The sequence below is a fragment of the Mycobacterium sp. NGS57 genome (assembly GCF_059812405.1).
This window is the reverse complement of the sequence record NZ_JCALCP010000010.1, coordinates 42,444-66,817: the sequence shown is the minus strand read 5'-3', so window position 1 is coordinate 66,817 and position 24,374 is coordinate 42,444. Positions and strand designations below refer to the sequence as shown.

At 69.3% G+C, this 24,374-nt stretch carries 26 protein-coding genes; 11 read left to right on the top strand and 15 right to left on the bottom strand.

Going from position 1 to position 24,374, the window contains the following annotated elements; translation table 11 throughout:
* Nucleotides 1–38: 38 nt before the first annotated feature.
* Nucleotides 39–1,157 (bottom strand): hypothetical protein, encoded by a 1,119-nt coding sequence (locus AC5Y43_RS19505; protein ID WP_499975104.1) that lies wholly within the window; start codon nucleotides 1,155–1,157, stop codon nucleotides 39–41.
* A 10-nt stretch (nucleotides 1,158–1,167) separates the two neighbouring features.
* Entirely contained in the window at nucleotides 1,168–2,091 is a 924-nt protein-coding gene (locus AC5Y43_RS19500) for a metal-dependent hydrolase (protein ID WP_499975102.1), read from the bottom strand.
* A gap of 90 nt (nucleotides 2,092–2,181) precedes the next feature.
* Between AC5Y43_RS19500 and AC5Y43_RS19495 the strand changes: the two genes are divergently transcribed.
* Nucleotides 2,182–2,778, top strand: a complete 597-nt coding sequence (locus tag AC5Y43_RS19495) for a TetR/AcrR family transcriptional regulator (RefSeq protein WP_499975100.1) — start codon at nucleotides 2,182–2,184, stop codon at nucleotides 2,776–2,778.
* A gap of 26 nt (nucleotides 2,779–2,804) precedes the next feature.
* Here the strand turns inward: AC5Y43_RS19495 and AC5Y43_RS19490 are convergent, their stop codons facing one another.
* Nucleotides 2,805–3,203 (bottom strand): VOC family protein, encoded by a 399-nt coding sequence (locus tag AC5Y43_RS19490; protein WP_499975098.1) that lies wholly within the window; start codon nucleotides 3,201–3,203, stop codon nucleotides 2,805–2,807.
* Nucleotides 3,204–3,295: 92 nt separating this feature from the next.
* Between AC5Y43_RS19490 and AC5Y43_RS19485 the strand changes: the two genes are divergently transcribed.
* Nucleotides 3,296–3,604 (top strand): hypothetical protein, encoded by a 309-nt coding sequence (locus AC5Y43_RS19485; protein ID WP_499975096.1) that lies wholly within the window; start codon nucleotides 3,296–3,298, stop codon nucleotides 3,602–3,604.
* 39 nt (nucleotides 3,605–3,643) lie between these two features.
* Here the strand turns inward: AC5Y43_RS19485 and AC5Y43_RS19480 are convergent, their stop codons facing one another.
* On the bottom strand, nucleotides 3,644–3,994 hold the full coding sequence (locus AC5Y43_RS19480) for an Mtp family mycobacterial-type pilin (protein WP_499975094.1): 351 nt from the start codon (nucleotides 3,992–3,994) through the stop codon (nucleotides 3,644–3,646).
* 44 nt (nucleotides 3,995–4,038) lie between these two features.
* Nucleotides 4,039–4,344, bottom strand: a complete 306-nt coding sequence (locus AC5Y43_RS19475) for a PIN domain-containing protein (RefSeq protein WP_499975093.1) — start codon at nucleotides 4,342–4,344, stop codon at nucleotides 4,039–4,041.
* Between the two features lie 347 nt (nucleotides 4,345–4,691).
* Here AC5Y43_RS19475 and AC5Y43_RS19470 point away from each other — a divergent pair, with 347 nt between their 5' ends.
* Nucleotides 4,692–4,982, top strand: coding sequence for a VOC family protein (locus AC5Y43_RS19470; RefSeq protein WP_499975092.1), 291 nt, complete (start codon nucleotides 4,692–4,694; stop codon nucleotides 4,980–4,982).
* Between the two features lie 5 nt (nucleotides 4,983–4,987).
* Here AC5Y43_RS19470 and ychF read toward each other — a convergent pair whose 3' ends face one another.
* Nucleotides 4,988–6,061: a redox-regulated ATPase YchF gene (ychF, locus tag AC5Y43_RS19465; protein ID WP_499975090.1), complete on the bottom strand. Its 1,074-nt coding sequence runs from the start codon at nucleotides 6,059–6,061 to the stop codon at nucleotides 4,988–4,990.
* Nucleotides 6,062–6,158: 97 nt separating this feature from the next.
* On the opposite strand from ychF, the gene AC5Y43_RS19460 reads away from it, so the two are divergent.
* On the top strand, nucleotides 6,159–7,148 hold the full coding sequence (locus AC5Y43_RS19460; protein WP_499975088.1) for a DUF6542 domain-containing protein: 990 nt from the start codon (nucleotides 6,159–6,161) through the stop codon (nucleotides 7,146–7,148).
* Here AC5Y43_RS19460 and AC5Y43_RS19455 read toward each other — a convergent pair.
* Nucleotides 7,145–8,143: a 4-hydroxy-3-methylbut-2-enyl diphosphate reductase gene (locus tag AC5Y43_RS19455; RefSeq protein ID WP_499975087.1), complete on the bottom strand. Its 999-nt coding sequence runs from the start codon at nucleotides 8,141–8,143 to the stop codon at nucleotides 7,145–7,147. The genes AC5Y43_RS19460 and AC5Y43_RS19455 overlap by 4 nt on opposite strands.
* A gap of 89 nt (nucleotides 8,144–8,232) precedes the next feature.
* Between AC5Y43_RS19455 and AC5Y43_RS19450 the strand changes: the two genes are divergently transcribed.
* From AC5Y43_RS19450 to AC5Y43_RS19435, 4 genes are all read left to right on the top strand, one after another.
* Complete coding sequence (locus tag AC5Y43_RS19450; protein ID WP_499975085.1) at nucleotides 8,233–8,823, top strand: lipid droplet-associated protein; 591 nt, start codon at nucleotides 8,233–8,235, stop codon at nucleotides 8,821–8,823.
* Nucleotides 8,820–10,055 carry an exodeoxyribonuclease VII large subunit gene (gene xseA / locus AC5Y43_RS19445; protein WP_499975083.1) on the top strand — a complete coding sequence of 412 codons (1,236 nt, stop codon included), beginning with the start codon at nucleotides 8,820–8,822 and terminating at the stop codon, nucleotides 10,053–10,055. The genes AC5Y43_RS19450 and xseA overlap by 4 nt, the downstream gene beginning before the upstream one ends.
* Entirely contained in the window at nucleotides 10,045–10,281 is a 237-nt protein-coding gene (locus AC5Y43_RS19440) for an exodeoxyribonuclease VII small subunit (RefSeq protein ID WP_499975080.1), read from the top strand. The genes xseA and AC5Y43_RS19440 overlap by 11 nt, the downstream gene beginning before the upstream one ends.
* Nucleotides 10,282–10,355: 74 nt before the next feature.
* The gene (locus tag AC5Y43_RS19435) at nucleotides 10,356–11,456 is read left to right on the top strand and encodes a 3-beta-hydroxysteroid dehydrogenase (RefSeq protein WP_499975079.1); all 1,101 of its coding nucleotides are present in this window, start codon (nucleotides 10,356–10,358) and stop codon (nucleotides 11,454–11,456) included.
* Nucleotides 11,457–11,475: 19 nt separating this feature from the next.
* On the opposite strand, the gene AC5Y43_RS19430 is transcribed toward AC5Y43_RS19435, so the two are convergent.
* From AC5Y43_RS19430 to AC5Y43_RS19420, 3 genes are read right to left on the bottom strand one after another with little or no spacing between them, the layout of a single operon-like run.
* Nucleotides 11,476–13,020: a carboxylesterase/lipase family protein gene (locus AC5Y43_RS19430; RefSeq protein ID WP_499975077.1), complete on the bottom strand. Its 1,545-nt coding sequence runs from the start codon at nucleotides 13,018–13,020 to the stop codon at nucleotides 11,476–11,478.
* Between the two features lie 15 nt (nucleotides 13,021–13,035).
* Nucleotides 13,036–13,833, bottom strand: coding sequence for a dienelactone hydrolase family protein (locus AC5Y43_RS19425; RefSeq protein WP_499975076.1), 798 nt, complete (start codon nucleotides 13,831–13,833; stop codon nucleotides 13,036–13,038).
* 11 nt (nucleotides 13,834–13,844) lie between these two features.
* Nucleotides 13,845–14,513 (bottom strand): DUF4245 domain-containing protein, encoded by a 669-nt coding sequence (locus AC5Y43_RS19420; RefSeq protein WP_499975074.1) that lies wholly within the window; start codon nucleotides 14,511–14,513, stop codon nucleotides 13,845–13,847.
* A gap of 182 nt (nucleotides 14,514–14,695) precedes the next feature.
* Between AC5Y43_RS19420 and glpX the strand changes: the two genes are divergently transcribed.
* The 3 genes from glpX to AC5Y43_RS19405 are packed head-to-tail and all read left to right on the top strand — an operon-like array spanning nucleotide 14,696 to nucleotide 18,147.
* Nucleotides 14,696–15,724: a class II fructose-bisphosphatase gene (gene glpX / locus AC5Y43_RS19415; RefSeq protein ID WP_499975073.1), complete on the top strand. Its 1,029-nt coding sequence runs from the start codon at nucleotides 14,696–14,698 to the stop codon at nucleotides 15,722–15,724.
* 36 nt (nucleotides 15,725–15,760) lie between these two features.
* A complete protein-coding gene (locus AC5Y43_RS19410; RefSeq protein WP_499975071.1) occupies nucleotides 15,761–17,164 on the top strand; it encodes a class II fumarate hydratase in 1,404 nt (467 codons plus the stop codon).
* Nucleotides 17,165–17,178: 14 nt separating this feature from the next.
* Entirely contained in the window at nucleotides 17,179–18,147 is a 969-nt protein-coding gene (locus AC5Y43_RS19405; RefSeq protein WP_499975070.1) for a hypothetical protein, read from the top strand.
* Here the strand turns inward: AC5Y43_RS19405 and AC5Y43_RS19400 are convergent.
* The 5 genes from AC5Y43_RS19400 to glyA form a co-directional block, all read right to left on the bottom strand.
* Nucleotides 18,137–19,606, bottom strand: coding sequence for an adenylate/guanylate cyclase domain-containing protein (locus tag AC5Y43_RS19400; protein WP_499975379.1), 1,470 nt, complete (start codon nucleotides 19,604–19,606; stop codon nucleotides 18,137–18,139). The genes AC5Y43_RS19405 and AC5Y43_RS19400 overlap by 11 nt on opposite strands.
* Before the next feature lie 75 nt (nucleotides 19,607–19,681).
* Nucleotides 19,682–20,557, bottom strand: a complete 876-nt coding sequence (locus AC5Y43_RS19395; protein ID WP_499975069.1) for a polysaccharide deacetylase family protein — start codon at nucleotides 20,555–20,557, stop codon at nucleotides 19,682–19,684.
* Between the two features lie 87 nt (nucleotides 20,558–20,644).
* Nucleotides 20,645–21,946 (bottom strand): RNA 5'-3' helicase PhoH2, encoded by a 1,302-nt coding sequence (gene phoH2 / locus AC5Y43_RS19390; protein ID WP_499975067.1) that lies wholly within the window; start codon nucleotides 21,944–21,946, stop codon nucleotides 20,645–20,647.
* Nucleotides 21,947–22,171: 225 nt separating this feature from the next.
* Nucleotides 22,172–22,999, bottom strand: a complete 828-nt coding sequence (locus tag AC5Y43_RS19385; protein ID WP_499975066.1) for an acyl-ACP desaturase — start codon at nucleotides 22,997–22,999, stop codon at nucleotides 22,172–22,174.
* Between the two features lie 70 nt (nucleotides 23,000–23,069).
* Nucleotides 23,070–24,350, bottom strand: a complete 1,281-nt coding sequence (glyA, locus tag AC5Y43_RS19380) for a serine hydroxymethyltransferase (RefSeq protein WP_499975378.1) — start codon at nucleotides 24,348–24,350, stop codon at nucleotides 23,070–23,072.
* Between the last annotated feature and the right edge of the window lie 24 nt (nucleotides 24,351–24,374).

The following is a 24,374-nucleotide window of genomic DNA, read 5'->3' as shown; positions in this document are numbered from 1 at the left end:
TACGAATTCAACAATGGCGCGCGCCGCATTTCGGCAATTCAAATTGCCGAGGGTATATCGAACTCCGGCCGCAACCGCCCGGCTCGCAGTGGGTGGCTCCGCCCGACGCTGCACACGGCGAGGGCAGCGACGACGAAGCAGATCGCCGCGTAGGCCAGGTTTCCGGTCGGCGTGCCGTCGGCGGTGATCCCGTCCCGCGCGGTGACGTAGTCGTGCGACGCGCCCACCCACAGCGCCGCCAGGACCACCAGGTACAGCGGGCCGAAGGTGCGCACGAACCGGTTGGGCGAGGTCGACCCGCGCCGCCACTGCCCGATTAGCACCGGCAGCGCGATCGCCGCGATCACGGCCAGTTCGGCCGAGAAGACGACGGCCTGCGCCGTGGTGTGGGGCGGCCGGCCACCGAACAGCGAGGTCGGGATGCTCAGGATGGCCAGCCCGACGGGCACCAGCGCGCCCGCGAGCGCCGTGCGCCAGCCGAGGGCCCAGCCCCTGGTTCGTGCGGGCACCAGCGCGAGGATGAGCACGGTCACCACGATCGGTCCGAGGGTGGCGAAGATGAACACGCTCGTCATGGGCACCGCCGCCAGCATCGGGTGGTTGATCGGGTTGGCGGTGTTCCACGCCCACCATCGCAGTTGCGGGCCGAGTTGGTCGAACACCTCATAGAAGCAGTGGTGGACCAGCCCGACGCAGATCGCGCCCACAAGGTTGCCGCGATCCCGAAAGACACCGAGGCCGCGGACGATCTCGAAGGCCAGCGTGACGACGGCCGGGTAGAGCGCAACGATGTAGAGCGGCAGCCGGTCGAACAGGAACTGCACGGTGAATGCGTTGTGGGCGAACACGGTACCGAGTTGGTCGTCGATGCCGAATACGTTGGGAAAGTACAGCGGGATTTCGATGACGAACAGATAGACGACGGTGGCGAACCACAGCGCCAGGTTGGTCGGATCGCCCTCGCGGCGCAGGCGCCGGATGGAGTGGGCCAGTGCCAGGACGGCGCCGGCCACCATCATCGCCTCGAGCACCGGCAGCGTCCAGTTGCTCAGGGCCAACGGGTTGCGCACGTGGACCACGGCCGGCGCGTGCCGGCAGCTGAACCCGCCAAGCGGTCCGGCGATTGCGTCGAAGGCCGCCGTGCACTGTTGAGCCATCGCCGGCGCCTCAGGCGACGGGTTGGCTTGTGTACCAGCGGGTTACGTCCTCACCGGCGTTCCACCGCTCGAACCATGTGTCGGCGAACTTCGGCAGCGGCTCGTTGGCGGGATTATGAAAGGGGGTTTGGCTCAGCAGGACTCGGCCCGCGGCCAGGAGGCGTTGCTTGCGGGGCACGGTCGCAAACGCGCTGGGCAAGGCTGCCGACGGCGCGCGCCGGCCCGCGAATGGCAGCCGCGGACGCAGCGCCCGGCGCAGGCGGTAGGCCGGCAAAAACGTGCGGGCGTCGACCTTGCGATCACGTTCGGGCACATGTTCGTTGACGCCGTCGGCGATGAGCGCCGCGACCGTGGTCAGGTGCCGAAAGACACCGGGCAGCGCCCGGATCCGATACCAGCTGACCCCGACTACGGCGTCATAGATGACCAGGGCCGAGCTGCGGTGCTCGACCTCCTCGACGAAGTGCCACATCAACAACGACGCCACCCGTTCGTCGCCGGGACGGAACAGCGTCGCCTCGTTGTCGAGCATCAATTTGAAGCTCGGCGTGAACGTCGCCTCCAGGTCGGCGACGTAGGCCAACCGGAATTTCAACGGCGTGCTCCTGGTGACCTCGTCGAAACTGCCGGCCGCGGCGTCGAGGGTGTCTTGCAGCCCGGGGTAGCGACGGATCAACGCGGCGACGTACTTGCGGTGCGTGCTGGCATGCTGGGCCTCCTGCCGCAGGAACGCGGTCGCCTCGGCCGCCACGTCGGGGTCGGTGATCAGCGGCTTGGCCTCCTGGACGGCGGCCACGACCATCTGCTCGAAGCAGATCGCGATCATCGAGGTCGCGTTCATGAAGAACGAGAATTGCGGGTTGGCCGGGTTCCATTCCCACGGAACGTCGCCGGTGAAGTCGAACTTCGGGCGGCGGACTTCCAGTGCTGTCACGGGTTCTCCCAGGCTGGCTCATTACACACAATGCCCATGCATGTGTCTTGTGTGTATTCTTGGCTGAGTCGAACGGAAGAGTCAAGGCTGATGGGGCGTAAGGGCTGGGCGGGCTCGCCGCCCTCGGACGACGCCGAGGCGCGCAAGCGGATCATCGACACCGCGTTACGGCTGGTCGACCGGCGCGGTGCGGCGCAGACCACGGTGTCCGACATCGCCGACGCGCTGGGCATCACCCGCCGGACGGTCTACCGCTACTTCGCAGGGACCGAGGAATTGTTCACCGCGGTCGCCGAGGTGGCGCTCGGGAGCTTCGTGGCGCAGATCGACCGGCTCGTCGCCGACATGGACGTCACCGGTCAGCTGGTCGAAGTCGTCGCGCACATCATCGAGCGGCTGCCGCACGAACCGCAGCTGACGCTGCTGCTGGCCAACGACCGCTCCAACGTGTTCAGCCGCGCGATGCTGACGGACGACGTCATCGCCCGCTGCCGGGCCATCCTGCACCACGCCCGGATCGACTGGGACCAGTTGGGTTTCGACGACCCGACCATCGACGAACTCGTCGAGTTTCTGCTGCGCACCATCCAGTCGATGGTCATCGCGCCGCCCGACCCGCCCAGGTCCGCCGCCGAACTGCGCGCGTATCTGCATCGCTGGATCGGGCCGGCGCTGGCCCCGGGCTGACCTCGTCGAATTTCCTTGGCCGGCAGTCAGACTCCGAATTTGGCGCGGGCCGCGTCGGTGACCGGGGTGAACAGGTTGACGAGGTTTCCGTCGGGATCCCGGAACAGCAGGGCGCGGTTTCCCCAAGGCATGGTTGTCGGCGGCGTCACGACCTCGCCGACCCCCTCGCGCAGCCGCTCGTACTCCGCGTCCACGTCGTCGACGAGGAACTCCACGATCGCGCTGCGGTTGGCCGCCGGCTCGGCCGATCCCTCGCCGAACAGGGGCAGGGTCTTGTCGCTGCCGATCGCCAGCGTGCCAACCGGTGTCGGAATCTCGGCGAAGAGCTCGTTGCCCCATACGGCGGAGGCTTCGGTGACCATCTCGTAAAAAGCGACGAGCCGGGTGACGTCGGCGGTGATGATGCGCGTTGAAACGAACTTCATGCAACGCATGCTAGGGATTACCCCCGACAATCACCGCCCTAGTCGTAGTCCGGGCGTCCCTCGGTTTTGGCCGCCTCACGGTCGATGTCGGCTTGCTGCCGCCGCGCGCCCTCTCGCAGGCGATCCGCCCCTTCGTCCAAGCGCCGCAGTCGGTCGCGTTCCCGCTGCGCGGCCGTGCCCTCACGTTTGTCCGCGATCCGCTCTCGTTCGTCTGCCAATCGCTCGCGATCATCTGCAACCCGCTCCCGCCAATCGGCGATCTGATCTCTTCGGGCGGCGAGCAGTTCGCGTCTTTTGACCTCAGCCTCGCGCTGCAGGAGAGAATTTTCGCGCGCGTCGGGTTCGGCGGCTTTGGGTTCGAGCGCACCGGCACGGTCATCAGCGACCACAACTCACCCTAGCGCAGCGAAGGTGTCGCCGGCCGGGCCGAAGGCGTGTGGTCAGACCGGCGTCCAGATGCCGTTGTTGAAGAATCCCCAACTGCCGACCGTCGGGTTCCACATCAGATGGGCCTGCGGCGCCCACGACGGCGCGGGTGGCTGCGGCGGCGCCCACGGCGGCGGGGGCCCCCAGGGCCCCCAGCCCGCCAGGGCGCCCGGAGGGGCCGGTGGCTGCCAGTCGTGGCACAGGTTCCAGTCCCAGTTGTAGTTGGTGCCCCAGGCCGGATCCCATTGCTGTCCCGGGCACCAATGCGCCGCCCGGGCCGGCAGGGCGGCGGCCAGTGCGAAAGCGGCCAGGGCCGACCCGCCGGCCAGCATGCCGATGGAACGCCGAACCCACACAGACGCCATGCACCAAGCCTTTCCCTTGGAGCGGATCCAGGCAAGTAGTGATTTCAGTTCGACGGAACCTCGACAACCTCCACCAAGCCTGCGAGCCCGGCGAAGTCAGCGCCGTTGCACGTGACCAACGGCAGCCCCTCGGCAAGCGCCGTTGCCGCGATCAATAGATCGGCGAGCCTTCGGCGCGGTTGACGCCCGGCGTTCAGCGCGGCTGCGTAGACCCGGCCGTACGCGCGTGCGGCCTCGACGCCGAACGGCAGCGGATCGAACGCTGCTTCCGCCCGCCGCAATCGGTCCTGGCGGCGCGCCCGTTCGTCGACGTCGTCGGCGGCGGCCGGGCCGACCGCCAGTTCCGCCAACCAACCAGCGATAGATCACCGTGCAAGCGTATGCCGAAAGGCGTTCCCGCGATGGGCAATCCGTGCTGAGCAGTCGACTAACACTCGGTTGACTCTGCATCTATGGTGCAAAAGTGCGAGAGCCCACCGCCATAGCCGCAGAGTCAACGAGCAAGGCAGGCTAGGCTTCGCTAGTTGCGACCGACACACGGCCGCAAGAGGGGACGGCCCCATGCCCGAACTCAAAGGCTGGTCGCACATCGACCTGACCGTGACAGATTGCGATCGGTCGGTGAAATGGTGGGAAGACGGTCCTGGGGTTCGTCAGCGTAAGTAGTTCGCGCGGCGACACTTTCGAGACACGATCCATGATTCACCCATCGGGGGTCGTGGTGACGCTGATGCGCCACTACGACCTGGTGGGCGACACGCGGTTCGACGAAAGGCGCATCGGCCTGGATCATCTTGCGTTCGAAGTGGCGGACGAGGAGTTGCAGCGGTGGGTCGAGCATCTGGACACCAAAGCGGTGGCGCATTCGGGCATCGTCGACATCGGCTGGGGCCCTACGGTGACTTTTCGCGACCCGGACAACATTCAACTCGAGTTCTTCGTCCATCCGATCGCCGTCGACGAACCGGACATCAACACGACGCCGTAGCGCGCCTACACGTTGAAGCGGAACTCCACCACGTCGCCGTCGGCCATGACGTAGTCCTTGCCCTCCATGCGGACCTTGCCGGCCGCCTTGGCCGCCGCCATCGACCCGGCGGCGATCAGGTCGTCATACGACACGATCTCGGCCTTGATGAAGCCCTTCTCGAAATCGGTGTGGATCACGCCTGCGGCCTTGGGCGCGGTGTCCCCTTGGTGAATCACCCAGGCGCGCGCCTCTTTTGGGCCCGCCGTCAAATACGTCTGCAACTTCAAAGTGTGAAAACCGGCGCGCGCCAGCGCATCCAGGCCGCGCTCGGTCTGGCCGATCGACTCCAGCAGCTCGGCGGCCGACTCGTCGTCGAGCTCGACGAGTTCGGCTTCGATTGCGGCGTCCAGGAACACCGCGTCGGCGGGCGCGACGAGCTGGCGCAGCTCGGCGAGACGCGCCGCGTCGGTGAGCACCGCCTCGTCGGCGTTGAAGACGTACAGAAACGGTTTGGTGGTAAGCAGATTCAGCTCCCGCAGCGGGGAAACGTCGGTGCCCGCGCCGAAGAGCGTCGTGCCACCGTCCAGCACCGCCTGGGCGGCGACGGCCGCGTCATAGACGGGCCGGCGCTCCTTGTTGGTGCGCGCCTCCTTCTCCAGCCGGCCCATCGCGCGCTCGAGGGTCTGCAGGTCGGCGAGGATGAGCTCGGTCTCGACGACCTCGATGTCGGACTTGGGGTCCACCTGCCCGGCGACGTGGGTCACGTCGTCGTCGGAGAACACCCGGACCACCTGGCAGATGGCGTCGCATTCGCGGATGTGGGCCAGGAACTTGTTGCCCAGTCCGGCCCCCTCGGACGCGCCCTTGACCAGCCCGGCGATGTCGACGAACGTGACCGGCGCGGGCACGACGCGCTCGGATCCGAAAAGCTCCGCCAGCTTGTCCAGCCGCGGGTCGGGCAGCGAAACCACGCCCTCGTTCGGCTCGATCGTCGCGAACGGATAGTTGGCCGCCACCACGTTGTTCCGGGTCAGCGCGTTGAACAGCGTCGACTTGCCGACGTTCGGCAGGCCCACGATTCCCAGGCTCAGGCTCACGGGGACCCAAGTCTAGAGCGCGCGGCGGCCAGGGCACGCCCGCGGTCTCTAAGAGGTCTTTACGGGCGTTTGGCCGCATTCCCGGTACGGTCTACATGTGTCAGCAGAGCGGGCAAGACCGGCGGTCGAGGCTGGCCACCGCTCGGTCCACCCCAATATCCCGGGACTGCCGTGGTACGCAGCCCTGCTTTTGGCCGTGACCGCGACCGCGATCGGCTACGGAATCGACGCCGGCCACAAGGAGCTGACGCACGTCTTCGCGGGCTTCTATATAGCGGGTTGCGTGGCCGCGGTGCTGGCCGTGCGCCAGGACGGCGTGTTCACCGCGATCATCCAGCCACCGCTGATACTTTTCTGCGCGGTGCCGGGGGCCTACTGGATGTTCCACGGCCGCAAAATCGGCAAGCTCAAGGACCTCCTGATCAACTGCGGCTATCCCCTCATCGAGCGCTTCCCGCTGATGCTGGGCACCGCCGGCGGCGTGCTGCTGATCGGCCTGGTGCGGTGGTACTTCGGGAAGTCGCAGCGCGCGACGGCCGACCCCGCCAGCCCGGGGACCCCTTCGTTCGTCGGAGTCATTGGCGCCAAACTGAATTCGCTGCTCGGCCTGACTGCTCGCGGCGACGACGCCGACGAGGCGCCGGCGGCGGGCACCAAGCGGGCGCGGTCCGGCGCACGGACCCCGAAGGCCGGTTCGCGCACCCCGCGCAGCGACAGGTCCGCCGCGCGCGATGGCCGCACCCACTCGCGGCGCACGCGGCCACCGCTGGACGACGAGCGGCCGCGCCGCCGCCCCAGGCCGCAGGGCGACCCCGAGCCGCGCGAAAGGCGCGAGCCGCGCACCCGCCGCAACCCGTACGACCGGCCGTACGACGGGCCCCCGCCCCGGAGCAGCCGATTCGACAGCTACGACCCTTTTGAAGCGCCCTATGAGCCCGGGCGCCGCCGCGCCTCGAGCACAAACGGCTCCGGCACCACCCACCACCCGATCTCGCAGGTGCGCTATCGCCGGTCGGGCCCCGTGGAGGAGCCGCGCAGCCGCAGCCGCTCCCGTTTCCCCGCCGAGTCCTGGGAGTACGAGGGCTAGCGAGCCGCCCTGATCTCCCGTGGCAGCGCGAACACCAGGGTCTCCTGGGCCGTCGTCACCGGCTGCACCACGCCGAAACCGCATTCGGCCAGCCGCTCGAGCACGCCGCGCACCAGGACCTCCGGCACCGACGCGCCCGAGGTGACCCCGACGGTCGTGACCCCCTCCAGCCACGCCGGGTCGATGTCGTCGGCCCAGTCGACCAGGTGCGCGGCCGCGGCCCCGCCGCCGAGCGCCACCTCGACCAGCCGCACCGAGTTCGACGAGTTGCGCGACCCGACCACGATGACGAGCTCGCACTCGGGCGCCATCGCCTTGACCGCGATCTGGCGGTTCTGGGTGGCGTAGCAGATGTCGTCGCTGGGCGGGTCCTGCAGCTTGGGGAAGCGCTGCCGCAGCCGCTCGACGATCTCCATGGTCTCGTCGACCGAGAGCGTGGTCTGCGACAGCCAGACCACCTTGTTCTCGTCGCGGACGGTCACGTTGTCGACCGCGGCGATCCCGTCGACGAGCTGCACGTGGTCGGGGGCCTCGCCGGAGGTCCCGATGACCTCCTCGTGCCCCTCGTGGCCGATCAGCAGGATGTCGTAGTCGTTGCGCGCGAAACGCCTGGCCTCGTTGTGCACCTTGGTGACCAGCGGGCAGGTGGCGTCAATGGTGTGCAGGTTGCGCTCGGCGGCCGCGGCGTACACGGTCGGTGCGACGCCGTGCGCGGAGAACACCACGATGGCCCCCTCGGGGACCTCGTCGGTCTCCTCCACGAAGACCGCGCCGGCCTTTTGCAGGGTGTCGACGACGTGGCGGTTGTGCACGATCTCGTGGCGCACGTAGACCGGCGCGCCGTGCTTTTCCAGGGCGCGCTCCACCGTCTCGACGGCCCGGTCCACGCCCGCGCAGTAGCCACGGGGCTCGGCCAGCAGCACTCGCTTGCCGATCGGTCCGTCGGCTACTGATCGTGATGCGCCGGGAATTCCCATGTCGATAGTCGGCGGCATGACACTCAGGGTACGTTCCGGCGCCCGGGCGCCGCCAACTCGCGGCGGCGGGCTTGGAGTTAGCCGCCGGTTGAGGCAGTCTGGGACCCATGGCTTCTGCACCGTATGGGGTTCGGCTGCTGGTCGGCGCGGCGACGGTCGCCGTCGAAGAGACGATCAGACTGCCGAAAACCATCCTGATGTACCCGATGACCCTGGCCAGCCAGGCGGCGCACATGGTGATGCGTTTTCAGCAGAATCTCGCCGAGCTGGTGAACAAGGGCGACAGCACCCTGGAGTCGATCTTTCCGCCCAAGGACGAGAAGCCGGAGTGGGCGACCTTCGACGAGGACCTCCCCGTCGACGGCAGCGACAATGGGGCAGCGTTGCCCGACGGCGCCGATGGTGACCGGCGCGCCGAGGGGCGGTTCGCCCTGTACTCGGTGGCCGAGGCGCACGAGGACGCCAGCGCGCTGACCAAGCCGGCCCGGCAGTCGAAGAAGTCGGCGAGCGCTCCGCAACCGGCGGTCGTGGCCGAACTCGACTACGCGGCGCTGACGCTGGCCCAGCTGCGGGCCCGGCTGCAATCGCTGAGCGTCGACGAACTCGAGGCCCTGCTCGCCTACGAGCAGGGCACCAAGGCCCGCGCGCCGTTCCAGACGCTGCTCGCCAACAGGATCACCCGCGCGAACGCGAAGTGACCCAACCGAATTCCGCCGAGAACCCCTTTCCGGTGCGCGCGGTGGCGATCCGCGTCGCGGGCTGGATCGACAAGCTGGGCACCGTGTGGGTCGAGGGCCAGCTGGCGCAGGTGACGATGCGGCCCGACGCCAAGACCGTGTTCATGGTGCTGCGCGACCCGGCCGCCGACATGTCGCTGACCGTGACGTGCTCGCGCGACCTGGTGGCCAACGCGCCGGTGAAACTCGCCGAAGGCACCCAGGTGGTGGTGTGCGGTAAGCCGTCGTTCTACACCGTTCGGGGTACATTCTCGTTGCGGCTCAGCGAGATTCGCGCGGTCGGCGTCGGCGAGCTGTTGGCGCGCATCGACCGGCTGCGCCGCCTGCTGGATGCCGAGGGGCTGTTCGACCCGCGCCTGAAGCGGCCAATCCCCTTCCTGCCCAACACGATCGGGCTGATCACCGGCCGGGCGAGTGCCGCCGAGCGCGACGTCGTCACCGTCGCGGGCGGGCGCTGGCCCGCGGTGCGTTTCGCGGTGCGCAACACGGCCGTGCAGGGGCCGAACGCGGTCGCGCAGATCGTCGATGCGCTGCGTGCCCTGGATCGCGACGATGAGGTCGACGTGATCGTGGTGGCCCGCGGCGGCGGCAGCGTGGAGGACCTGCTGCCGTTCTCCGACGAGACCCTGTGCCGCGCGATCGCGGCGTGCGGCACGCCGGTGGTCAGCGCGGTCGGCCACGAACCCGACAACCCGCTGTGCGACCTGGTCGCCGACCTGCGCGCCGCCACGCCCACCGACGCCGCCAAGAGGCTGGTGCCCGACGCCGCCGCCGAGCAGCGGCTGATCGGCGAGCTGCGCCGGCGCAGCGCGCAGGCGCTGCGCAACTGGGTGTCGCGCGAGCAACGGGCGCTGACCCAGTTGCGCAGCCGCCCGGTGCTGGCCGAGCCGCTGGCGGCGCTGTCGGCCCGCGCCGACGAGATCCACCGGGCCCGCTCCGCGGTTCGCCGCGACATCAAGCGGCTGGTCGCCGCGGAGACCGAGCGCGTCGGGCACCTGGCCGCGCGGCTGGCCACCCTGGGCCCGGCGGCCACCCTGGCCCGCGGGTATGCCGTGGTGCAGGCGGTCCCCGACGCCGGGGCCGCGGCGGTGCTGCGCTCGGTCGCCGACGCGCCGGCGGGCACCCGGCTCCGCGTGCGGGTGGCCGACGGGGCCGTGGCGGCGGTGAGCGAGGGGGCGACCGATGGGCGCTGAGGACAACCAGTCGGTTACACCCATTAGTCAGCTTGGCTATGAAAGCTGCCGCGACGAGCTGATCGAGGTGGTGCGCCTGCTGGAGCAGGGCGGGCTGGACCTGGATGCGTCGCTGAAACTGTGGGAAAGGGGCGAACAGCTCGCACAACGGTGCGAGGAGCACTTAGCTGGCGCCCGCCAGCGGGTCGAGGACGCGCTCGCGGCCGGCCCGTCCGAGGAGGGCTGAGCACCCACCGGGGGACGGAACCGATTCCAAAATTGGCCCTCAAAAGTGGAACACGTTTCAGTTAAGCTTTCCGGATGGGTGATGCAGCACTGACAACCGAACTCGGCCGCGTCCTGGTCACCGGCGGCTCGGGGTTCGTCGGCGCCAACTTCCTGAGCACCTTGCTCGACCGCGGCTACCAGGTGCGCTCCTTCGACCGCGCCCCCTCCCCCCTTCCCGACCACCCCCAGCTGGAGGTGTTGCAGGGCGACATCACCGACGCCGACGTGTGCGCCGCGGCGGTGGACGGCATCGACACGGTGTTCCACACCGCCGCGATCATCGAGCTGATGGGCGGCGCGTCGGTGACCGACGAATACCGTCAGCGCAGCTTCGCCGTCAACGTCGGCGGCACCGAGAACCTGGTGCACGCGGGGCAGGCGGCCGGCGTGCAGCGGTTCGTCTACACCTCGTCCAACAGCGTGGTGATGGGCGGGCAGAACATCGCCGGCGGCGACGAGACGCTGCCCTACACCAACCGGTTCAACGATCTCTACACCGAGACCAAGGTGGTCGCCGAGCGATTCGTGCTGAGCCAGAACGGTGTTGGCGAGATGCTGACGTGTGCGATCCGACCCAGCGGCATCTGGGGCCGCGGCGATCAGACGATGTTCCGCAAGCTGTTCGAAAGCGTGATCGCCGGGCACGTGAAGGTGTTGATCGGCCGCAAGTCGGCCCGGCTGGACAACTCTTACGTGCACAACCTGATTCACGGATTCATCCTGGCCGCCCAGCATTTGGTCCCCGGCGGCACGGCGCCCGGCCAGGCGTACTTCATCAACGACGCCGAGCCGATCAACATGTTCGAGTTCGCCCGCCCGGTGATCGAGGCGTGCGGCGAGAACTGGCCGCGCATCAGGGTCAACGGCCCGATGGTCCGCGCGGCGATGACGGGTTGGCAGCGCATGCATTTCCGGTTCGGGATACCCGCGCCGCTGCTGGAGCCGCTGGCCGTCGAGCGGCTTTATCTGGACAACTACTTCTCGATCGACAAGGCGCGCCGCGACCTCGGCTACGAACCTCTGTTCACCACCGACAAGGCGATGGCGGAGTGCGTGTCCTACTACGTCGACCTGTTCCGGCAGATGAAGAGCGAAATCCCGGCCGGCAGGCAGGCGGTCGGCGGGGCGGGCTAGGCCGGGTCAGGGCACCGGGCTAGCGAAAGCTCACCATTTCGTTGCCCCAGGCGGCGCGGATGTGCGCATCGACGTAGCCGGTGACGGTGTCGTGGCTGTTGATGAGCAGGCAGGCGCGGTCCGTCTCACGGTAGGGCGTCCAGCGCGGTTCCCCGGCCGGGCCGACGGGCTTGCCGTGGATGGCGAAGTTGGTCCAGCGGGTGCGCACCCTTCTCGAGACCGCCTTGGCGGTTCGGGCGCCGCCCAGGCGCAGCGTGGGATCGCCCGGCGCTCCGAGATTGCCCCAGACGTAAGGCAATTCGGTCGCGTGAGCGGCGCCGACCAGCAGCGCCTTGAGCAGCGGGGTCGCGTAGTCGAACCGGTACAGGTACACCGGCGCCACCTTGCTGTGGCCCTCGGCCAGCCACACCGTCGGCATCCGGAACCCGACGTCGGTCGCGATGCGCAAGACCCTTGCCCTGCGCCCCATCCGGGAATAAGCCGACACGATCTGCTCCTCGGTCGGCAATTGCAGGTCGGGCTGTTCGGCGGCGATCTGGGTGAACATCGACGTGATCGCGCGCGGGGTGATCGGCATCAGCGGCGAGCGCATCAGCCGGAAGAGCGCGGCCTCACGCCGATTGGTGCCGATGATCAGCGGGACCGGGCGTGAGCGACCGGCCTGCGCGACCTTCACCGGATAGTCGTGCAGCAGCTCGCCGTCCACGATCGGCACGAACGCGAGCGTGCCGGGGTTGCTGGCGGGCACCTCGTCGAACACCTGCTGCGTCGCCGCCACCAGCGCCGCGACCGGCGCGTCGACCAGCGTGCCCACGTCCGACGGCGCGACGGCCAGCTTGTCCAGGAAGCTCACGGCGACGCGGCGGGCCCGGTCTTTGTCGTAAACCGATGTGGCCGGCGAACTCTGGGCGATCGCGCCGGCGAACAGCCCGTCGGCCGCCGGGGTGGTCAACAGGGTCGTGACGATCCCCGCACCGGCGGATTCGCCGAACACCGTGACCCTGCGGGGATCCCCACCGAACGCCGCGATGTTGTCGCGCACCCAGCGCAGCGCCGCCAGCGCGTCGTGCAGGCCGATGTTGGAGTCGAAGCGCCGCCGCGGGGTGTTGAAGGACGACAGGTCGAGAAAGCCCAGCGCTCCGAGCCGATAGTTGACCGTCACGACAACGATGTCGCCGGAGCCGACCAACCGGCTGGCGTCGTACAGCGCCTGGCTGGCGCAGCCGAGCACGTAGGCGCCGCCGTGCAGCCACACCATCACCGGTTTCGCGTCACCGGGCGCGGTGGCCGCCGACGCCCAGACGTTCAGCCGCAGGCAGTCTTCGTCCTGTGCCGCACACAGGTCGATGGGCATGTTGGGAAAGACCGGTTGGGGGCAGGCCGGCCCGAAGCAGCTGGCATCGGCGACCTCGGTCCACCGCTCCGGCGGCTCCGGCGCCCGGAAACGCAGGTCGCCGACGGGCGGCGCGGCGTACCGGATGCCCTTCCACGCCGCGACCTGTCCGTGATCGGTGCCCCGGACGGGACCGAAGGTGGTTTCGACCACCCGCGTGCCGATCGCCATGCCTGTCGATCTTCCCTAACTGAGACGCTGGGTCAGGAATTCGACTACCCGTTTGCGGGCCTCATAAGCGGGCTGGCCGTCGACCTCTCGGACCTCGTCGGTCAGCACGGAGTGCGCGCCCTTGGCGAAACCGCCCGGGTTGCCTGGGCCCGAGTCGATTTCGATCACCTCGAACGCGTCGCCGAGGCGTTCCTTGAGCGCCGCGAACCGTTCGCGCGGCACGACATTGTCCTCGCTGAACCGCAGGCCCATCGCGCACAGGCCGTCGTTGGCGCAGCGGTCGGCCACCGCGGCCAGTTCGGGCTCGCTCAGTCCCGGATCGGAGCGGCGCGCGCGGCCCAGCGGCAAGGGCACCGAAGGCTGGGAGAGCACCGGGGCCAGCACGCTGTCGTCGACCGCGGCGGCCAGCGCGAAGCCGCCGGTGAAGCACTGGCCGATGACGCCGACGCCCTTGCCCGGCGTCGACGCGTTGAGGTCGCGGGCCAGCGCGCGCAAAAACAACGACACCGGCCGCTGCTTGTCGGTCGCGAACGCCGCGAATTCCCTTGCCACGCAAGCCCGCGCGATCGACGTGATGATGTAGCCGCCCGTCTTCGCCTTGCCCGGCGTGCCGAACAGCGACGGGATGGCGACGGTGAAACCGTTGTCCACCAAGTGGTTACCCAGGCCCAGCACGCCGGGGTGGATGCCGGGAATCTCCGGGATCAGCACCACCCCCGGGCCGGTGCCCTTGCGGTAGACGTCGTGGGTGTAGCCGCCACCGGTGAACGGTGCCACCGACCAGCCGGAGAGGTCTGCCTCGGGTGCGGTCACGTGCCTTCCCTTCAGCGCGCGGGTACTGGCGGCTGCGATTGCGTCGCCGCCGCCAGCGTACGGAACTGATCGGTGCCGCCGGCACCGGTGATCGCCACCTGGGTGACGCCGGCCGGGCCGGCCAGCCGGGTGGTCCACACCGGCTCGGCGGATGCGTCCGAGGAACCGCTCTGGCCGGATCCGCGGTAGACGATCCAGTTGGTGCCGTCGACGTCGACCGTTCCGGTCGGATAGGCCGACGCGTGGATCGAGGCGACCAGCTTGTCCTCATCGGCGTTGCTCTGGGTCAGGCTCAGATACATCCCCGTCGGGCTGAGGTAGCCGACGGTGGAGGTGGCGGCGTGCAGCCGCTGCCCGGTCGACGGGTCGGTCCGGCCGCCGTCGATGCCGCCACGGCCGCCCGAGTTGGGCTGCCACCCGGCGGGCAGCTGCGGGCGCCGAATGGGGAAGCCGAGCGTCTGGGCGTCCGCGCGCAGGGCCGTCGCCGCGTCGTAGGAGGGCGCCACCCCCTTGTTCGTCCCGATCGGCTGAAACGAACACATCCCGACCAGTCCGGCCAGCAGGATGCACCCGGCCACCAGGGGCACCAGCGACCAGAACATGTCCCGGCCGTCCTGCAGCAGCCGGGGCTTGGCCGGCTTCGGCGCGGGCCCGGCCGACGGCTCTGGCGGTGAAGTCACGGTCATCATTATCCGTTGCCGCGGGGAGGTGGCACACACGTGCCCTAAATGCACGCCATTGACAACGGGCCCGAATCGCGACCGCGAGCCCGCCCGGGCCCCGGCCGCCGACTGACCCCCCGCGCGACGGCAGGCCAAGCCCCGTCTCCGCTGCGTCAACCCGCCTCTGGGAGAATCGCCGCATGACCGCCTCCCGTCGTGAAGCCCCGGATCGCAACCTGGCCCTCGAGCTGGTGCGGGTCACCGAGGCCGGCGCGATGGCCGCCGGGCGCTGGGTGGGCCGCGGGGACAAGGAAGGTGGCGACGGCGCGGCCGTCGACGCGATGCGCGAGCTGGTCAACACGGTGTCGATGCGCGGGGTGGTCGTCATCGGCGAGGGCGAGAAGGACCACGCGCCGATGCTCTACAACGGCGAGGAGGTCGGCAACGGCGACGGCCCGGACTGCGACTTCGCCGTCGACCCCATCGACGGCACCACGCTGATGAGCAAGGGCATGCCCAACGCCATCTCGGTGCTGGCGGTGGCCGACCGGGGCGCCATGTTCGACCCCTCGGCGGTGTTCTACATGAACAAGATCGCCGTCGGCCCCGAGGCCGCCAACGTGCTGGACATCACCGCGCCGATCGCGGACAACGTCCGCGCCGTGGCCAAGGTCAAGGCGCTGTCGGTGCGCGACATGACCGTGTGCATCCTGGACCGGCCCCGGCACGCCCAGCTGATCGAGGAGGTCCGCGCCACCGGTGCCCGGATCCGGCTGATCACCGACGGCGACGTGGCCGGGGCGATCTCGGCGTGCCGTCCGGAATCGGGCACCGACATGCTGGCCGGCATCGGCGGCACGCCGGAGGGCATCATCGCCGCCGCCGCGATCCGCTGCATGGGCGGCGCGATCCAGGCGCAGCTGGCGCCCAAGGACGACGAGGAACGCCGGAAGGCGATCGACGCCGGCCACGACGTGGACAAGGTGCTGACCACCGAGGACCTGGTGTCCGGGGACAACGTGTTCTTCTGCGCCACCGGCGTCACCGAGGGCGACCTGCTCAAGGGCGTGCGCTACTACCCCGGCGGCTGCACCACCCAGTCGATCGTGATGCGCTCCAAGTCGGGCACCGTGCGCCTGATCGAGGCCTACCACCGGCTTTCGAAGCTCAACGAATATTCCGCCATCGACTTCACCGGCGATTCCAACGCCCAATATCCCCTGCCGTAAATCGACCAAAATCGACCCCAGCGAGGACCACACCATATGGCCGACAGCGCCGAATACCGCATCGAGCACGACACCATGGGCGAGGTCCGGGTGCCCGCAAAAGCGCTGTGGCGCGCGCAAACTCAGCGCGCCGTGGAGAACTTCCCGATCTCGGGCCGCGGCCTGGAGCGCGCCCAGATCCGCGCGCTGGGCCTGCTGAAGGGCGCATGCGCGCAGGTGAATGCCGACCTCGGGTTGCTGGCACCGGAGAAGGCGGACGCGATCATCGCCGCCGCGGCCGAGATCGCCGACGGCCGCCACGACGCCCAGTTCCCCATCGACGTCTTCCAAACCGGTTCGGGGACAAGCTCGAACATGAACACCAACGAGGTGATCGCGTCCATCGCGGCCACCAACGGGGTCACGGTGCACCCCAACGACGACGTGAACATGTCGCAGTCGTCCAACGACACGTTCCCGACGGCCACCCACATCGCGGCCACCGAGGCCGCGGTCCGCCACCTCATCCCGGCGCTCGAGGTGCTCCACGAGGCGCTCGCGGCCAAGGCCGGCGAATGGCACACCGTGGTCAAGTCGGGGCGCACGCACCTGATGGACGCCGTCCCGGTAACGCTGGGGCAGGAATTCAGCGGGTACGCCCGCCAGATCGAGGCCGGGATCGAACGGGTGCGGGCCACGCTGCCGCGGCTGGGCGAGCTGGCGATCGGCGGCACCGCGGTGGGCACCGGCCTCAATGCCCCCGACGGGTTCGGCGCCAAGGTGGTCGAGGCGCTGGTCGCCTCCATCGGCCTGAGCGAACTGCGCACGGCGGCAAACTCTTTCGAGGCGCAGGCGGCCCGCGACGGGTTGGTCGAGGCGTCGGGCGCGCTGCGCACCATCGCCGTCTCGTTGACCAAGATCGCCAACGACATCCGCTGGATGGGGTCGGGCCCGCTGACCGGCCTGGCCGAGATCCAGCTGCCGGACCTGCAGCCGGGCAGCTCGATCATGCCGGGCAAGGTGAATCCCGTTCTGCCCGAGGCGGTTACCCAGGTCGCCGCGCAGGTGATCGGCAATGACGCCGCCATCGCGTGGGGCGGCGCCAACGGCGCCTTCGAGCTCAACGTCTACATCCCGATGATGGCGCGCAACATCCTCGAGTCCTTCAAGTTGCTGACCAACGTCTCAAAGCTGTTCGCGGAGCGCTGCATCACCGGGCTGACCGCGCACGTCGAGCACCTGCGGGAGCTGGCCGAGTCGTCGCCGTCGATCGTGACGCCGCTGAACTCGGCCATCGGCTACGAGGAGGCCGCCGCGGTGGCCAAGCAGGCGCTCAAGGAGCGCAAGACCATTCGCCAGACCGTCATCGACCGCGGACTCATCGGTGACAAGCTGTCGATCGAAGAGCTGGACCGCCGCCTCGACGTGTTGGCGATGGCCCGCGTAAAGCCCGAGGACTAGATGGTGGTTCAGCGATGACGGCTCCCCCCGGCGGCCCCTACGGCCAGGACCCCTACGGAGCGAATCCCTACGGGCAGGGCCCCTATTGGGGTGGCCCGCCCCCGGGCGGCCCGCCGCCGGGTGGCCCGCCGCCGGGCGCCTATCCGTACCCGCCGCCCGGGGGCTCCGCGCCGGGACCCTATGCGCCCCAGCAGTTCCCGCCGCCGGGCCAGCAGGCTCCGCCGGGCTGGCCGGGCGGGCCGTATCCGCCCGGGCCGCCACCGGGCGGTCCGCGTTCCAAGGCGCCGTGGCTGATCGTCGCCGGACTCGCGGTGCTGGGCGTCATCGCGCTGGTGGTGATCCTGGCGATCGCGGTCAACAGCGGGAACAAGTCGACCAAGGCCGGGCCGTCGACAGGCCCGACGTCTGCGAGTGTCCCGTCGTCGCAACCGGGCAGCGGCCAGCAGACGGCGACCGGCTGCACGCCCAACGTGTCGGGCGGCGAGAAGCCCGCCGGCGACACGATCAGCGCGGGCAAGCTGTCGTTTCCGGCCAGCGCGACGCCGGGCTGGATGGGTTTCTCCGACGACCAGACCCCGAACCTGATCGGCGCGGTGGGCGTCGCGCAGGAGGTGCCGAACGCCAGCCAGTGGATGATGCAGGCCGAGGTCGCCGTCACGAACTTCGTCCCCGGCATGGACGTCTCCGCGCAGGCGTCGAAGCTGATGGGCTGCGTGGCCAACGGGCCCGGCTACGCAAACGCGACGCCCACCCTGGGCCCGACGAAGACGTCGTCGATCACCGTCGACGGGGTCAAGGCCGCGCGGGTGGACGCCGACGTCATGATCGCCGACCCGGCGCGCAACGTCAAAGGCGACTCGGTGGTCATCATCGCGGTCGACACCAAACCGGTCACGATCTTCCTGGGCGCCACACCCATCGGCGATGCGCCGTCGGCGGGCATCATCAACGGCGTCGTCGCCGCCCTGAAGGTCAAGAAGTAAGCGGGCCGGTCGGCGCCGAGACGTGGGTGGCCTCCGAACGCCCGCGCAGCACCGTCGAATAGCACTCGGCCCAGTGCGCGCGCTCGTCGTCGCCGGCGCGGTCGATGGCGACCGCCGAACACAGGATCCGCCGATCGGCGGTCTTGGCGAGGTCGGCCAGCCGCGCCGCCTCGTTGACCGCATCGCCAATTACTGTGTATTCATAACGGTTTTCGGCTCCGACATTGCCGGCGAAGACCCGTCCCGCCGACACGCCGATCCCGAAGTCGACCGGTAGCCGGCGCAGCTGGGTGCCCAGCGCGCGGGCCGTCGCCAGCGCCGCCGATGCCGGTTCGGCCGCGCGCAGTGGCGCCCCGAAGACGGCCAGGGCGGCGTCGCCGGCGAATTTGTTGATCAGGCCGTTGTGTTCGTCGACTGCGCCGACGACGATCCGGAAGAAGTCGTTGAGGACCTCGGCAACCTCTTGCGGGGGACGACTTTCCGTGAGTTGCGTCGACCCGACCAGGTCGATGAACAACACCGCGGCGTCGACGACGTCCCCGGACAGCGATGCCCCCTCCTGAATGGCGCGCTGGGCGACATCGGCCCCGACGTGGCGCCCGAACAGGTCCCGCAGCCGGTCCCGCTCGGCGAGCCCGGCGACCATCCGATTGAATCCCGTTTGCAGCCGCCCGATTTGGGAGCGTTCGTAGACCCCGACGGACGTTGCGATCCGTCCGTGCTCGACCTCGGCCATGGCGTCGACGACCTCGCCGAGCGGATCCGAGATCGACCGCGACGTCAGGATCATCGTCGGCAGCCCGAGCAGCAGCGCCGCCAGCGACACCACCAGCACGGGCACGTCCAACGATGCGGACCTCGCGATGAGCCAGCCATACGAGCGGAAGGCGACCATCGCCGCGATCACCCCGATGGGCAGCGCGCTGCACAAAAACCACAGCATGACCAGCCGCGCGAACACGCCCGGCACCGTCAGCCGCGGCTCACAACCCCGGGTGGCGGCGCCCATGATGGGCCGCAGTGTCGACTGGGCCAGCAGCATCCCCATCCCGGCCGCGGCCTGCCCGCCGAGCACCATGCCGAGCCCGATGGGCAGCAGAAACCGGGACCCGGCCCCCAGATTCAGCAGCGCGAAGATCACCCCGGCCACGCCCCAGCCCGCGACCAGGATCGCCGACTGGCGGCCGACGAGCTTCATCGTGGCTTCCCGCTGCTGCGGGGTCGGATCGTGCCCGGGCACATACCAGCGCAGGGTGGGACGCAGGCTCACCACGCCGGCCGCGGCGACGGCGATGGTCCCCAACACCACGAGGACCACCACCACCGCCGTGTTCTTCTCCGCGAAGTCCACATTGGCCGCGGTGGAGGTGTGCCCGCGCAGCGGGATCAGGATGGCAGCCGCGTCGATGACGGCGATGATGTAGGCCAGGGCAAGGGCGACGCCGTATTCAATCGACAACCTGCGGACCGACTTTCGCCCTCCGGTGCTTGCCGGGCCCGCGATGTTCACCCCAATACGGTAGCCGCGCGGGCGCTAGGCGCCGTTATTCGGGCCGCCGGAGTTCTGCCCCGGGATGTCGGTGATCGGGAAGTTGGGCATCGGCTTCGGTGAGGGCGTGTTGGGCAGGGTGGGGATCTCGGCGGGCGGGATGTCGTGCAGCGCGTTGGCGGGCGCCCCGTTTTCGCGGCCGCCGTAGCTGCTGCCCGGCGCGCGCGGCCCCAGCAGTTCGGTGACGGTCACCAGGCGGTAGCCGTTGGCTTTGAGCACCGGGATGAACTGGTAGACCAGGTCGACGGTGCTCGAGTAGGTGTCGTGGAACAGCACCACCGAGCCCGGCTTGACGTAGGTCATCAGCATGTACCGCGTTGCGGCCGTATTGGAGTCGTTGATCCAGTCGAAAGGAATTACGTCCCAAAGGATTTCGGCCAGACCAAACCGGCCTGCGGTCTGGCGCACGGCGTCGTTGGACAGCCCGCCGGCGGGGCGCCACAGCGACGGGGCCCGGCCGGTCGCGGCGGTGATCGCGTCGTTGGACCGGGAGAACTGCCCGGCGATGTCCTCGGGCGGGACGGTGGTCATGTTGGGGTGTTCCCAGGTGTGGTTGCCAACCTCCATGCCCGCGTCGGCGACGCGCTTGGCGCCCGCGGGGTTGGCGGCGACCTTGTTGCCGATCATGAAGAACGTGGCCCTGGCGTTGTTGTCCGCCAGGATCCGCAGCAGCCGGTCGGTGTAGGGGCCGGGCCCGTCGTCGAAGGTCAGCGCGACACACTTGACCACCGCGCAGCTCAGGTTGTCGGCGCGCGTCACGTGGCCGGTCAGGCCGCCGATCACCAGCACCGCAGCGGCCGCGACGGCGCCGCAAACGGTCCGCCAATAGCGCCAAGCCTGGCTGTCGGGACGTTTGCGCACCCTGGAAGTTTACTTACCGCGAGACGGCAACTAGCGACACCTTTCGCGGGTGGAGCCGTCGCGGAATACAGTTTCGCGGCCAAACCGTCACTGCGGGCCGGCGATTTCCTCCAGCATCTCGGTCACCAGCGCGGCGATCGGCGACCGCTCGCTGCGCAGCAGGGTGATGTGGGCGAACAGCGGGTGGCCCTTGAGCTTCTCGATCACCGCCGCGACGCCGTCGTGCCGCCCGACGCGCAGGTTGTCGCGCTGGGCGATGTCGTGGGTGAGCACCACCCGGGAGCCGGTGCCCAGCCGGGACAGGACCGTCAGCAGGACGTTGCGCTCCAGCGACTGCGCCTCGTCGACGATGACGAACGAATCGTGCAGGGAGCGGCCCCGGATGTGGGTGAGCGGCAACACCTCGAGCATGCCGCGGGACAGGACCTCCTCGAGCACGGCCGGGCTGGCCAGACCCTCGAGGGTGTCGAAGACCGCCTGGGCCCACGGGCCCATCTTGTCGCTCTCGTTGCCCGGCAGGTAGCCGAGCTCCTGGCCGCCGACGGCGTAGAGGGGCCGGAAAACCACCACCTTGCGGTGGGTGCGCCGCTCCAGCACCGCCTCGAGCCCGGCGCACAGCGCCAGCGCGGACTTACCGGTGCCCGCTTTGCCGCCCAGCGAGACGATGCCTACCGACTCGTCGAGCAGCAGGTCCAGCGCCACGCGCTGTTCGGCGGAACGGCCACGCAGCCCGAACACCTCGCGGTCACCGCGGACCAGCTGCACGCGCTTGCCTGCGGTGACCCGGCCCAGCGCATGCGAGCTGCCGCCCAGCAACCGAATTCCGGTGTGGCAGGGCAGGTCCCGGGCTTCGGCAAGGTCGATCTCGCCGTCGGCGAACAGCGCGTCGATATCCTCGGCCGCCGTCTCGATCTCGCGCATCCCCGACCAGCCGGACACCACGACGTCCTGCGCATGGTATTCGTCGGCGGGCAAGCCCACCGCCGCGGCCTTCACCCGGAGCGGAATGTCCTTGCTGACCAACGTAACTCGCTTGCCCTCGGCGGCGAGGTTGGCGGCGCAGCTCAGAATCCGGGAGTCGTTGCTGTCGGTGCGGAAGCCCGCGGGCAGCACGGCCGGGTCGGTGTGGTTCAGCTCGACGTGCAGCGTACCGCCTTGTGCGCCAATGGAAATCGGCAGATCCAGCCGTCCGTGCTCGAGCCGAAGATCATCGAACAGGCGCAGGGCCTGCCGGGCGAACCAGCCCAGTTCGTGGTGATGGCGCTTGGCCTCCAGCTCGCTGATCACCACCAACGGCACCACCACCTCGTGTTCGGCGAACCGGCTGCAGGCCCAGGGGTCGGACAGCAGCACGGAGGTGTCGAGCACATAGGTCCGGATATCGGTCACGAAGCGCTCCTCGAGCGGGTAAGCCCGCGCGGACCCACACAGGCATGTCGGCGGGAGCCGCAGCACCAGGACCGGGGCCGGTCCTGCCTAGAACCACCTGAGTGGTGACGGAGGTGCCGCCCTGGCAGCAGAGCATGTCGCTGGCCATCGACAACGACGCTACTCCCGTGGCCGCTCGGCGGCCGGGCAGGCGCGCCGAGACCGACACGGCGACACCAAAAGTGGTTAACCGACGATGAACTGCTTCAGCGCGGGCTCGTCGGCCACGCCCCAATCGGCGATGCGGTCCGAGATCGCCTGTTGCAGGTCCGCGGGCCCGAAAATGCCTGCCTCGGCGACGTTCTGCACCTTGTCGTGGTAGGCGTCGATGTCGGCGCCCACCACCTGAAGGTCGGCCGCGCGGGCGGCGATCGCGGCGATCGTCTCGTCGCGGGTGTACTGCAGGCAGTGCGCGACGAGCGCGGCGAAGATCGCCTCGTGCCGCACCTCGTCCCGCGCGATCCGGTCGACGAGCCCGGCCAGGACGGGCTCCTCGATGGTGGCGGCCAGGTTGCGGCAGAAGACGGCGTGGGTGCGCTCGGTGAACGCCATGTACACCAGGGTCTCGACCTGCGAGTAGGTGTCGGCGCGATAGCCCTTCATCACGTACTGGACGCGGGCCTCTTCGTTGGCGGTGGGGTCGACCTCGCGCGTCACCACCAGGTACTCGCGCAACGCGATGGCGTGCAGGTGTTCCTCGGCGGTCCAGCGGCCCAGCCAGCGGCCCCACCACTCCTCGAGGATGAAGTGCTCGACGAGCTCGCGGTGATGGCCGGCGAGGTTGTCCTTGAGCAGCAGCAGGATCTCGCAGGCGTCCGTGATGGTCCGGGGCAGCGTCGTCTGGGACGGGTCCCAGTCGCGCCCGCCGAGGAACGCGAAGTTCTCACCCTGCTCGAACGGCACGTAGTCGTGGGCGAACCACAGGTCTTCGGTGCTGAGGTGGTGGTCCATGAGCTGCTCGAGCACCGGCTCGAGTTCCAGGGTCAGGGCATTAGGTACAGGTTTCTGTGCCATCAAGTAACTGTAACCTCCATACACAGGTTTCGTGAAATGCATTGGAACCCGTGTCGCGGGCCGGTTTCCCTCAGCGGTCGACCAGCGTCCACTCCTCGAGCCCCTCGTACAGCGGGAAGTCCCTGGCCAGCCGCGTCACCCGCTGCCGCAGCCCGGCGACGTCCGCGGCGGTCCCCGCCGCAACGGCGGTGGCGATGATGTCGGCGACCTCGGTGAACTCGTCGTCCCCGAAACCGCGGGTGGCCAGCGCCGGAGTGCCCACCCGCAGGCCCGACGTCACCATCGGCGGCCGGGGGTCGTTCGGGACGGCGTTGCGGTTGACCGTGATGCCGATCTCGTGCAGCAGGTCCTCGGCGGCCTTGCCGTCCAGCGGCGAGTCGCGCAGGTCGACCAGCACCAGGTGCACGTCGGTGCCGCCGCTGACCACCGACACCCCGGCCCGGGTGACGTCGGGGGCCAGCAGCCGCTCGGCGATGATCCGCGCACCCGACAGCGTGCGGGCCTGGCGGTCGGCGAATTCGGGGGTGGTGGCGATTTTCAGCGCGACGGCCTTGCCCGCGATGACGTGCATCAGCGGGCCGCCCTGCTGGCCGGGGAAGACCGCGGAGTTGATGGCCTTGGCGTACTCCTGCTTGCCCAGGATCATCCCGGAGCGGGCGCCGCCGAGCGTCTTGTGCACGGTCGTGGACACCACATCGGCGTGCGGCACCGGCGAGGGGTGCAGGCCGGCGGCGACCAGCCCGGCGAAGTGCGCCATGTCCACCCACAACTTGGCGTCGGCCTCGTCGGCGATCGACCGGAAGGCCGCGAAGTCGAGGATCCGCGGGTAGGCCGACCAGCCGGCGATGATCACCTTGGGGCGGAATTCGAGTGCCTTGGCCCGCACCGCGTCCATGTCGATCAGGTGGGTCGCCGGGTCGACGCCGTAGAAGCCGACGTCGTAGAGCTTGCCGGAGAAGTTCAGCTTCATGCCGTGGGTCAAATGCCCGCCGTTGGCCAGGTCCAGGCCGAGCAGGCGCTCCCCGGGTGACATCAGGGCGTGCAGCACCGCGGCGTTGGCCTGGGCGCCCGAATGCGGCTGGACGTTGGCGAACTCGGCGCCGAACAGCGCCTTCGCCCGGTCGCGGGCGATGTTCTCCACGACGTCGACGTGTTCGCAACCGCCGTAGTAGCGCCGGCCGGGCAGGCCCTCGGCGTATTTGTTGGTCAGCACGCTGCCCTGCGCCTGGAGGATCGAGCGGGGCACGAAGTTCTCCGAGGCGATCATCTCCAGGGTGTCGCGCTGTCGGTGCAGTTCCTTGTCCAGCAGCTCGGCGATGTCCGGGTCGACCTCGGCGAGCGGGGCGGACATCACGGAAGAGGCGGTACGGGAGTC